Origin of the sequence: Actinokineospora sp. NBRC 105648, from assembly GCF_030269645.1 — a bacterium.
Taxonomy (GTDB): domain Bacteria; phylum Actinomycetota; class Actinomycetes; order Mycobacteriales; family Pseudonocardiaceae; genus Actinokineospora.
The window spans coordinates 126,147-137,076 of sequence record NZ_BSTR01000016.1; the positions used below are offsets into that span (position 1 = coordinate 126,147).

General features: G+C 71.0%; 9 protein-coding genes. 5 read left to right on the forward strand and 4 right to left on the reverse strand.

Annotation, left to right across the window (positions count from 1 at the left end):
• Positions 1-312 precede the first annotated feature (312 nt).
• The 3 genes from QSK30_RS16780 to QSK30_RS16790 all read left to right on the forward strand — a co-directional run bounded on the left by QSK30_RS16780 (position 313) and on the right by QSK30_RS16790 (position 3,551).
• On the forward strand, positions 313-2,109 hold the full coding sequence (locus QSK30_RS16780; protein WP_285503812.1) for a chitinase: 1,797 nt from the start codon (positions 313-315) through the stop codon (positions 2,107-2,109).
• 172 nt (positions 2,110-2,281) lie between these two features.
• Positions 2,282-2,818, forward strand: a complete 537-nt coding sequence (locus QSK30_RS16785; protein ID WP_285503813.1) for a hypothetical protein — start codon at positions 2,282-2,284, stop codon at positions 2,816-2,818.
• Between the two features lie 193 nt (positions 2,819-3,011).
• Positions 3,012-3,551, forward strand: coding sequence for a hypothetical protein (locus tag QSK30_RS16790; RefSeq protein WP_285503815.1), 540 nt, complete (start codon positions 3,012-3,014; stop codon positions 3,549-3,551).
• A 16-nt stretch (positions 3,552-3,567) separates the two neighbouring features.
• On the opposite strand, the gene QSK30_RS16795 is transcribed toward QSK30_RS16790, so the two are convergent.
• The 4 genes from QSK30_RS16795 to QSK30_RS16810 form a co-directional block, all read right to left on the reverse strand.
• Positions 3,568-4,716, reverse strand: a complete 1,149-nt coding sequence (locus QSK30_RS16795; RefSeq protein WP_285503816.1) for a class I SAM-dependent methyltransferase — start codon at positions 4,714-4,716, stop codon at positions 3,568-3,570.
• A 501-nt stretch (positions 4,717-5,217) separates the two neighbouring features.
• Positions 5,218-6,060: an oxidoreductase gene (locus QSK30_RS16800; protein ID WP_285503817.1), complete on the reverse strand. Its 843-nt coding sequence runs from the start codon at positions 6,058-6,060 to the stop codon at positions 5,218-5,220.
• 90 nt (positions 6,061-6,150) lie between these two features.
• Positions 6,151-6,507 carry an ATP-binding protein gene (locus tag QSK30_RS16805; protein ID WP_285503828.1) on the reverse strand — a complete coding sequence of 119 codons (357 nt, stop codon included), beginning with the start codon at positions 6,505-6,507 and terminating at the stop codon, positions 6,151-6,153.
• A 232-nt stretch (positions 6,508-6,739) separates the two neighbouring features.
• Positions 6,740-7,492 carry a ZIP family metal transporter gene (locus tag QSK30_RS16810; protein WP_285503819.1) on the reverse strand — a complete coding sequence of 251 codons (753 nt, stop codon included), beginning with the start codon at positions 7,490-7,492 and terminating at the stop codon, positions 6,740-6,742.
• A 143-nt stretch (positions 7,493-7,635) separates the two neighbouring features.
• Between QSK30_RS16810 and QSK30_RS16815 the strand changes: the two genes are divergently transcribed.
• Together QSK30_RS16815 and QSK30_RS16820 are read left to right on the forward strand one after the other, a co-directional pair.
• A complete protein-coding gene (locus QSK30_RS16815; protein ID WP_285503820.1) occupies positions 7,636-7,992 on the forward strand; it encodes an STAS domain-containing protein in 357 nt (118 codons plus the stop codon).
• Entirely contained in the window at positions 7,989-10,385 is a 2,397-nt protein-coding gene (locus QSK30_RS16820; protein WP_285503822.1) for an ATP-binding SpoIIE family protein phosphatase, read from the forward strand. The genes QSK30_RS16815 and QSK30_RS16820 overlap by 4 nt, the downstream gene beginning before the upstream one ends.
• Positions 10,386-10,930 lie beyond the last annotated feature (545 nt).

Here is a 10,930-nt window from a genome sequence, read left to right on the forward strand (position 1 = left end):
AGATCAAGCCACACCACCCCATCGAGCCCACCACGCGAGCAAGCGCCGACGAGCGACCCCATCACGAAACACCCCACCGGCGACCCAACCGCGAGGCGCAACCAGCAGCACGGAAGCAGTCCGGCCGGCGGTCTGGCCAGCGGTCTGCCCCTGCAACGCGCGGCCAGCCCCAACACCCGCTCCCCCAACACAATCACTCCCTCGACCGTCGAGGCATCCCCGTCCCCACCGACCCTGGACAACGACTCCCAATTGGTCTAGACAATATGCAGGCGGTGTCCCCCTGCACACCGCCGCCCATGGAGGTCGTCGATGGTTTCCCCACCACGGCGTCGGTTCTCGGCGCGTTCGGTCCTGGCGGCGGTCCTCGCCGCCGTGTCGGTCGTCGGGTTGACGCTGATCGCCAGCGGTCCGGCCAGTGCGGCCAACCTGCTCACCAACCCCGGTTTCGAGGCCGGGAACACCGCCGGCTGGTCGTGCACCTCGGCCACCGCGGTGTCCACCCCGGTGCACTCCGGCGGCTACGCGCTGGCCTCCACCCCGAGCGGTGCCAACAACGGCCGCTGCGCGCAGACCGTGGCGGTGGTGCCGAACACCAAGTACACCGTCTCGGCCTGGGTGCGCGGCAACCCGGTCTACCTCGGCATCACCGGTGGCGGTTCCACCTGGACCGGCGCGACCAACTACGCCCAGCTCTCGCTGTCGTTCACCAGTGCCGCGGGCCAGACCAGCGCGGAGCTCTACTTCCACGGCTGGTACGGCTCGGGCACCTTCACCGTCGACGACGTCGTCCTCGACGGCCCCGGCGGCGACACCCCCGGCGGCGTGGGCACCCCGGGCAACCCGACCGTCGGCGCGGTCACGGCGAACTCGATCGCGCTGTCCTGGGGCGCGGCGACCGGGACCGTCACCGGGTACCGGGTCTACGAGGGCAGCACCCTCAAGGCGACCACCACCGGCACCTCGACCACCATCACCGGGCTGGCCTCCTGCTCCACGCACGGTTTCACCGTCACCGCCTACAACACCACCGGCGAGTCGCCCAAGACCGCCGAGGCGAGCGGGACCACCACCGGGTGCCCGGACGTCGGGCTGCCCAAGCACGCGCTGATCGGGTACCTGCACACCAGCTTCGCCAACGGTTCCGGCTACATCCGGATGGCCGACGTGCCGGACAGCTGGGACATCGTCAACCTCGCCTTCGGTGAGCCCACCTCGGTGACCTCCGGCGACATCCGCTTCGCGCTCTGCCCGGTCGCCGAGTGCGCGAACGTGGAGAGCGAGGCGGAGTTCACCGCCGCGATCCGGGCCAAGCAGGCCAAGGGCAAGAAGGTGCTGATCTCCATCGGCGGCCAGAACGGCCAGGTGCAGCTGACCAGCACGGCCGCGCGGGACAAGTTCGTCAGCTCGGTCTCGGCGATCATCGACCGGTACGGCCTGGACGGGCTCGACATCGACTTCGAGGGCCACTCGCTCTACCTCAACGCCGGTGACAAGGACGTGCGCAACCCGACCACGCCGGTGGTCGTCAACCTGATCTCGGCGGTGCGGACGCTCAAGGCCAAGTACGGCGCCAAGTTCGTCCTCACGATGGCCCCGGAGACGTTCTTCGTCCAGGTGGGCTACCAGTTCTACGGCGGCACCAGCGGCGGTGACAACCGCACCGGCTCGTACCTGCCGGTGATCCACGCGCTGCGCGACGCGCTGACCGTGCTGCACGTGCAGGACTACAACTCCGGCCCGGTCACCGGTCTGGACAACCAGTACCACAACATGGGCGGCGCGGACTTCCACATCGCGATGACCGACATGCTCAAGGCGGGCTTCCCGGTCGCCAACACCGGGTCGACGTTCCCGGGGCTGCGCGAGGACCAGATCGCCTTCGGCGTGCCCGCGGCGGTCAGCGCGGGCAACGGGCACACCGCGCCCGCCGCCGTGCAGCAGGCGCTGACCTGCCTGGCGCGCAACCAGAACTGCGGCGGCTACACCCTGCGCGGCGGGGCGTCGCCGGGCATCCGCGGCCTGATGACCTGGTCGATCAACTGGGACCGCTACTACGGCTGGGAGTTCCAGAACAGTCACCGGCCGTTCCTCAACGCACTGCCGTAACACCCGAACAGCCCAGCGGCCCCGCGCGCACCCAGGTGCCGCGGGGCCGTTCGGCTGCCCAAACCGGACAACCCGGCGGCCGACTATCTACTGTGGACGGAACATTGGTCCACCCGGGCGAACCCCGGCGGTCCGGTTCCCGCGAGCGCGGTGGAGCGTGGACACTGCGGGGGTGGCGATCACGGAGATCATGTCGAGGGCGGGAGCCGCGGTCGGCGCGCTCGCGTTGGCGGCGGGCAGCGCGGCGGTGCTCTGGCTGACCTGGGGATGGGCGCTGACCCAGGCGGGCTACGACGGCGAGGGCGGCACACTCACCGTCGCCGAGTGCGTGGTCTCAACCTACGACAACCAGGAACTCAACACCTGCACCGGAGTCTTCACCCCCGCGGGCCGGGAGCTGTCGACCGGGCGGGTGACGCTGCAGACGGCCGACGAGCTGTATCCCGAAGGGGCGAAGGTTCCCGTCCAACGCGATGGCGACCAGGTGCGCCAGCCGTCGGGGACCAAGGCGGTGTTCATGGTGGGGCTGGTGCTCCTGCCCGCGCTCGCCCTCGGCCTGAGCGCGCTCTACCTCGGCGGCGTGGCCCTCGGTCTCCTCGACTTCGAAGGCAAGCAGGTGGGGATCATCGCGCTGGGAACCGTCGGCGGCGGTTTTCCCGTCCTGCTCGTCGTGACCCTGTTCGCCGCCATCTGGAACAGCCTGTCCTGAGCACGCGCCGCCGGGACACCGCGTGGTGTCCCGCACGCGCACCGCCCGGACACGATCGGACCAGTCGCGTTGCTCCATCCGAGCGGTCGCTGTCAGACCGTGGTCGACGGCGACCGGGCACGGCGCTGGGCCGTCCGGGTGAGCTGCGACCGTCCGGCCCCGTCAGCCGTCGGCGTTTGGCCACACTCCGGGTGTGCGAGGTAGGAGGGTCGCGGCGCGGACGGGCGCCGGAATCGGCGCGCTCGGTCTGCTCACCGCGGCCGTGCTCGTGGTGCTGGCGCTGTGGGACTTCACCCTGGCCCACGCCGGGTACTCGGGTGATCCAGGGGTCTTCACCGTGGCCCGGTGCGAGACGACCTCCGACGGGGAGACCGAGACCACCAGGTGCACCGGGGTGTTCACCCCGGCGGCCGCCGAGCGGCCCACCGGTCCCAAGACCCTGCGCGGGGCGGGTGAGGAATACGCCGAGGGGACGAGGGTGCCCGTGCTGGTCGACGGCGACGACGCGCGGCAGCGCTCGGCCCCCGGCCTGGGCGCGATCCTGACGCTGCTGTTGACCCTCGGGCTGCTGATCGCCGCCCCGGGCGGCTACCTCGGGTGGGCGGCGGTCACCGGCGCCGAGGTCGGTCCCGGCGACCTGGTCGCGATCGCCGGCGGCGTCCTGGTCGCCGGGATCTTCCTGGCCCCGTGGGTGGCGGTGGTCGTCGGCCTGGTGAACTGGCTGTTCGGCTGAGCCGTCCGGTGTGGACTCAGGCGGGCAGCTCCAGGGCCCAGCGGTAGGCCTGGACCAGTCCGGAGTGGAACCCGGCGGCCGAGCCCCAGAGGAAGAGCCGGAAGTGCCGGTAGAGCGGCTCCCCCCAGTTGGCCACGATGTGCTCGCGGTTCGCGTCGAGCTTCTCGGCCCACGCCTTGCAGGTGAGGTAGTAGTTGTGCCGCTCGTCGTCCACCGAGGTGAGGTAGAACGGCGACTTCGCCACCTGGCGCAGGTAGTCGTGCAGGAGCAACGGCGTGGACACGCCCGGGTAGATGTAGCGGCTCATGAACGTCGACACCCGGTGCTTGGCCCGCATCGCCAACGCGTCGAGGTAGACGCGACCACCGGGGCGCAACAACTCCTGGTACTTGCGCAGCGACGCGCCGTAGTCCGGGAGGTGCTCGGTGACCCCCATGTTGACCACCGCGTCGAACGGGCGGTCGGGCTGGTAGCGCAGGAAGTGGTGGCGCAGCACCGTGCAGGGCAGGTTCTCCCGCTCGATCAGGTCCTTGAGGTAGAGCTCGGAGGGCTCGGACAGGGTCAGCGTGGTGACCTCGATGCCCTTGCGCCCGGCGTGCTCGACGAAGGCCCCCCAGCCACCGCCGACCTCCAGGACCCGGTCGCCGGGGCGCAGCTCGAGCTGCTCGATGGCCAGGTCGAGCTTGCGGGTGACCGCGTCCTCCACCGGCTCGTCGTCGGACTTGAAGGAACCCTGCGTGTAGCAGCGGTGCCGGGTGTCCAAGAAGGACAGGAAGAACTCCGGGTCCCGGTCGTAGTGCGCGGTGATCGACCGCCGGTCGTGCTCGGTCTTGCCCCGCACCACGGCGGGCAGGTACCGGTTCGCCCAGGCGATCGGGTGGAAGTCACCGAAGAACTTCCGCATCCCCAGGGCGGTGAAGATGTCCCCCTCGATGTCGAGGTGCCCGTCGAGGTAGGCCAGGCCGACCTGCACCTGGTCCAGGGAGTTCACCGCCGCCATCCCGGCCGCGTCCTGTGCCACCAGGGTGAAGGAGGGCTCACCGGACCCCAGGGTGCGACCGTCCCCAGTGGGCGGTTGAACCCGGAAGGCCACCGCCTCCCGGTTGCGGAAGAATGTCCGATAGCGCCGCTCGAACGCGGCCCAATCAGCGGTCTGCGCCGTCACCCGACCAGCCTAGCAGCGGCAACGGAGTCACGACCACGATTAAAGACCGAGCGGAAACCGCTGGACAGGCCCACTTGCGCCGTGCTCCCCGGCACACACCAGGGACCAAGATCACCGGCCGCAGCGCCGACCCCACCCAGCCGTACTCCACCTCCCAGACCCACACCCGGTACCCGCACCTCCACACCCCCAGGCCCCCACGCCCCAATCTCTCGCCCTCAGTCCTTCGCCCTCAGTCCTTCGCCCTCGGCCCTTCGCCCTTGGTCATCGACCCAAGCCCGCTGGAACCGCCGGCCCCGCTACGGACGTGCTCGATTGGTTGGACTGCCTTCGTGTGGGGGGAGGCGACCGCTAAACTTGACCAGGTAGTGGGGATGCCCTTCACTCCACGCTCTTTCCCCACGCGGTCGCCTAGGGGCCCCACGCGAAGGCAGTCCAACCAATCGAGCCCCGCTCTAAATCCGGCAGCCCAACGGACGCGCCAAACACCGACACGTCAGCTCAAGACCCCGCCAGCCCGTCCAACTCCGCCACATCCTCCGCACTCAACACCAGGTCCCCCACCGCCAAGTTCTGCTCCAGGTGCTCAGGCGACGACGTCCCCGGGATCAGCAGGATGTTCGGCGACCGGCGCAACAACCAGGCCAACGCCACCTGCCGGTCCGTAGCACCGTGGCGCTCGGCGACGGTGTGCAGGACCTGTGCGTCCAGCGGCTGGAACCCGCCCAACGGGAAGAACGGGACATAAGCGATGCCCTCGGCCGCGGTCAGGTCGACCAGCGGGTCGTCCTCCCGGGTCGCGACGTTGTACATGTTCTGCACGCACGCCACCGGCGCGATCGCGCGGGCCTGCGCGAGTTGGTCCGCCGTGACGTTGCTGACCCCCAACTGCGCGATCAACCCCTGCTCGCGCAGCTCGGCGAGCGCGGTGAACGACTCCTCGAGCGAGCCCTCCTCCATCACCCGCAGGTTGACCACGTCGAGCCGGTCCAGGCCGAGCCTGCCCAGGTTGTCGTGCACGGCCGAGCGCAGGTCGTCCGGGGACAGCGCGGGCAGCCACTGGCCCTCGGCGTCGCGGCGGGCGCCGACCTTCGTGACGATCACCAGGTGCTCCGGGTAGGGCCGCAGCGCCTTGGCGATCAGCTCGTTGACCACGAACGGGCCGTAGTAGTCGGAGGTGTCGATGTGGTCGACACCCAGGTCGACCGCGCGGCGCAGGACCGCGACGGCGCGGTCGGGGTCGGCGGGCGGGCCGAACACGCCCGGGCCCGCGAGCTGCATCGCGCCGTAGCCGATCCGCCGTACCGTCCCGTCGCCGAGCTTGCCTGTGGTTGCTGGTGCCATGGCGTCGACTATGCCCGCTCGGCGCCGAGCGCGCGCCCGGCCGTCCACAAAGCGCTCGACCATCCACAGGGCCCGGTCGGCGACCAGGGGTCAGCGGGCGTGCCGGAACCGGGCCAGCAGGGTGGTGCGGCCTTCCTCGTGCCGCAGGTCCGCGCGGTCGGCGAGCACCCGGGACATCGGCAGGCCGAAGTCGCCGCCCTGGGTGGGGACCTGCCAGGCGCCCTCGTCGACCACGGTGAGCACGATCGCGCCCGGCTGGGTGGCCAGGGTCAGCGTGACCACGGCCGTCGCGGTGTTCGGCCGGGAGCCGTGCTCGACCGCGTTGGTCATCGCCTCGTCGGTGACGACGACGATGTCGCGGGCGGTGTCCAGGGCGACCCCGAGGTCGGCCAGCCAGGCCCGCACGTGGTTGCGCACCGGCATCAGGTGGGCCGGGTGCGGCGGCATCAGCACGGTCAGCACCCCGCCCGCCGCGCTGGCCGAGAGACGGGGAGGCTCCGGGGGCTGCGGTGTCGGGACCCGCTGGGGTGACGGAAAGGGTCCGGGGACCCGGGCACTGGTCGTGCCGGTGTCACCCGCATCCGGCGAAGACGCCATCGGCACCGTCTGCCCCCATCATCCGCGCCACAGGTCGGTCATCCGATGAGTCGCCGCGCGCAAGGTTGCCGTTACCGCAGGTTCACGAAGCCCGCTCGATGGCGAACGCGGTGAGGAAACCGAGGGTGGTGATCAGCCCGGTCAGCGCGTGCGCCCGCTCGAACGCCTCCGGGATCATCGTGTCGGCGATCATCGCCAGGATCGCCCCGGCGGCCACCGAGGTGATCACCGCGATGACCTCCGGCGGCGCGTCCCGCAGCCCGAGGTACCCCAGGGCCGAGGACAGCGCGCACGCGGTGGCGATCACGCCCCACACGCCGAACACGTAGCCCGCGCCGCGCCCGGCGCGCTTCATGCCGGCCGCGCTGGACAGGCCCTCGGGGACGTTGGAGATGAAGATCGCCGAGAGGACGGCCACCCCGACGCCGCCGCCGTGCACCAGCGACAGGCCCAGCGCCACCGACTCCGGGATCCCGTCGAGCAGGGCGCCGACCGCGATCGCGGTGCCGCTGCCCTGGGCCTCGGCCTCCGACGGCTGCTGCCCGCCGGAGCGCTTGCGGTGCCGCGCCCCGCGCCGGGCCAGCAGGGCGTTGGCCAGCACGTACCCGCCCGCGCCGCCGAGGAAGCCCGCCGCCGTGGGCACCAGGCCGCCGGAGCGCTCCGCCTCGTCGACCAGGTCGAAGGCCAGCGCGGAGATCAGCACACCGGCGCCGAAGGCCATCACGCCCGCCACCACCCGGGCGGGCACCCGCACCCACCAGGCCACCGCCGCGCCCACGACCAGCGCGCCACCGGCGACCAGCCCCCACGCCCCCGCCTGCAGCCACACCGGCACGGTCCACCTCCACCGACGACCGGACCGCGCTGGTCCCGTCCACCCGGGATGACACCACACCCGGGCGGTCGCGGGCGCGCGGCGCGACCGGCCGGGCAGGCGCGGTTACCATTCCCGGGACCGCGCGGGGGAAGGGACACGCCTTGGCTGAGCCGACGCTGCTGACGATCACGGTGGACGACCGGGGTGCCGAGGGGGCACCGGTGGTGGTCGCCGTCGTCGGACAGCTGGACTTCGGCACCACGCCGCGGCTGCTGGCGGCCGCCACGCCAGCGGCGGCGAGCGGCCGGGCCGTCCTGCTCGACTTGTCCGAACTGTCCTTTTGCGACTCCAGTGGGTTGAGCGCGTTGGTGCGCCTGCACAAGGCCGCCGCGGCCGCGGGTGGCTCGCTTTCGCTGGCCCGGCCGCGCCCGCAGGTCGCGGCGACCATCGCGGCCACCGCGCTGGACCGGCTGTTCACCATCACCGACGAGCTGCCCGAGCCGGACCAACCGCGGTGAGCGGCGAGCCCGCGCCGGACTCGCGCACCCAGGACATCGCGCGGTTCGGCCTCGCCGACATGGTCCACACGATGGCCGACCTGCGCGGCCGGGCCGAGCGGGCGCCGGACTTCGCCGCCGCGGCCGAGGCCGTGGTGCGCGGGCTGCACGAGGGCTTCACGACCGACGGTGTGCCGGTGCTGCGCCGGGTGCAACTGTTCACCACCCGCGCGCTGCGCGACCTGCCACTCGACCTGCGCCCCGACAGCTACGACGCGGACCTGCGTTGCCTGTTGCTCGAGGCGGGAGCGGGGGACGTCGCGGCGGGTAGGACCAGGGTGATCCCGCTGCCGTCGGTCGAGGCGGCGCCGATGATCGCGGCGATGGCGGCCGAGTTCGGCCTGTCCGCCCAAGACCTGGTCTCCGGAGTGGACACAACCGGCTCCGACGGGTTCGGGGTGTTCCACGTACCGGTCGCCGCGGGCAGCCCGCACGTGCCCGACCAGCGCTTCGTGGCCGAGCACGGGATCGCCTCGGTGCTCGGCTTCGGGGGCGTGCTGCCCGGTGGCACGTCGTTCTGCGTGGTGATGTTCTCCGCGGTGACGATCCCGGCGGAGACCGCGGCGCAGTTCAAGGCGATCGCGATCGGCGTGCGGGTGGGCTTGCTGGCGCACACCGACCGGACGGCGGCGGGGGCGTCGGCGGAGCTCGACGCGCTGCGCGAGCACCTGGCGGTGCTGGAAGAGACCTCGCGCGGCCAGGCGACCGCCCTGGAGCGGGCCGTCGACCGGTTGCGGGAGGAGGCCGAGCTGGTCGACTCGCTCCAGGCGGTCGGCAGGCGGCTCACCGCGCAGCTCGACCTGGACGCACTGGTGCAGGACGCCACCGACGCCGCCACCCGAGCCACCGGCGCGGGCTTCGGCGCGTTCTTCTACAACCTGGTCGACGACTACGGCGAGTCCTACACGCTGTTCACCCTCTCCGGCGTCCAACGCACGGCGTTCGAGCGCTTTCCCATGCCGCGCAACACAAAGGTATTCGCGACGACGTTCAACGGCGTCGGCACCATGCGCTCCCCCGACATCGTCACCGACGACCGCTACGGGCAGAACCCGCCGTACCGGGGCATGCCCGAGGGCCACCTGCCGGTGCGCAGCTACCTCGCCGTCCCGGTGATCTCCCCAACCTCCGGCGAGGTACTCGGCGGCTTCTTCTTCGGCCACCCGGTCCCCGACCAGTTCACCGAACGGCACGAACAACTGGCCGAGGGCATTGCCGGCTACAGCGCCATCGCCCTGGACAACGCCCGGCTCTTCGCCCGACAACGGATCATGGCCACCGAACTGGCGCGCAGCATGCTCCCGGTCATCCCACCGACGCCCGGCCTGCGGGTGATCTCCCGCTACCTACCCGCCGCCACCGGCACCGAGGTGGGCGGCGACTGGTTCGACGTGATCTCCCTACCAGCGGGCCGCACCGCCTTCGTCATCGGCGACGTCGCCGGCCGAGGCGTCGCGGCGGCAGCGGTGATGGGCCAGATCAGGACGGCGGTCCGCTCGTACGCACTGCTCGACCTACCCCCGGCCGAAGTGCTGCGCAACTCCGCCGAACTGGCCCACGCCACCCCGAACGCGGATTTCATCACCTGCCTCTACGCCGTGCACGACCCTGCCGACGACTCACTGGCCTTCGCCAGCGCGGGCCACCTCCCGGCGGTCTACCTGGCACCGGACGGCACCCCGACACTGATCGCCGAGACCATGGGAATGCCCCTGGGCGTGGGCACCACGTTCACCGAACGGCAGATCGACTTCCCGCCGGGCGCCCGCCTGGTGCTCTACACCGACGGCCTGGTGGAGTCCAGGAACGGAGACCTCAACGACGGCATCGCGGCACTGGTCGCGGGCCTGCGCGAACTACCCGCCGACGCCGAGGACGCGCTCGACGCCCTGATCGACGGGCTGACCGGCGGAGCGCACGAGGACGACGTCGCACTGCTCCACGTCCACCACGAGGGCGCCCACCGAAGACTGGCAACCCTGGCACTGTCCACCGACGGCACCGCAGCCGCCACCGCCCGCGCACTGGTCGAACACCACCTGCACGAGTGGGGCCTCTCGGCACTGGCAGACCGGGCGATGACCATCACCAGCGAACTGGTCACCAACGCGATCAAGCACACCGGCCGACCCGCCCTCTTCCGACTGCACGCCGACGGCACCCGGCTCAGCATCGACGTCAGCGACCACGGCTCAACCCGACCACGCACGATCCCGGCGGCGCTGGACGACGAGCAGCACCGGGGCCTGCACATCGTCGAATGCTTCGCTTCCCGTTGGGGGACAAGGCCGACAACGGACGGCAAAGTGGTCTGGGCGGAGATCACGATCCCACACAGCACCGGGACTCGATAGTCCACTTCGGACCTAAGATGTGTCCATAAGGCACAAATGAAGGCTCACCCCCCTCCGCTCAGATTCGCACCAGCTCAAACCCTTATCCGCTCGCCCCCCATCTGATTGCCCCTCGCGTTGTCCCTTGATCTCTAAATCTCTAAATGCTGAGCCCGCCGGTACGCAACACCCGCTACGCCCGTGCTCGATTGGGTGGACTGCCTTCGTGTGGGGGGAGAGCACCGCTAAACTTGACCGGTGGTGGGGAATGCCCTTCACCCGCCCTTTTTTCGCCACCGCGGTGCTCTAGGGGCCCCACACGAAGGCAGTCCAGCCAATCGAGCCCCGCTCTTACTCGGGCAGCTCGTGGGGTGTGCCGCACACCGACCTACGGTCGACCTTGTTGGCGGCTCATCGCGTGGGTTGCCCGAGGAAAAGACGGGGGCTCGATCTAGTGAACTCGCTTCGTGTGGGGCCCCTAGAGCACCGCGGTGGAGAGAAAAGGGCAGGGTAAGGGCATCCCCACCCACGGCAAGTTTAGCGGCACTCTCCCCCCACACGAAGCG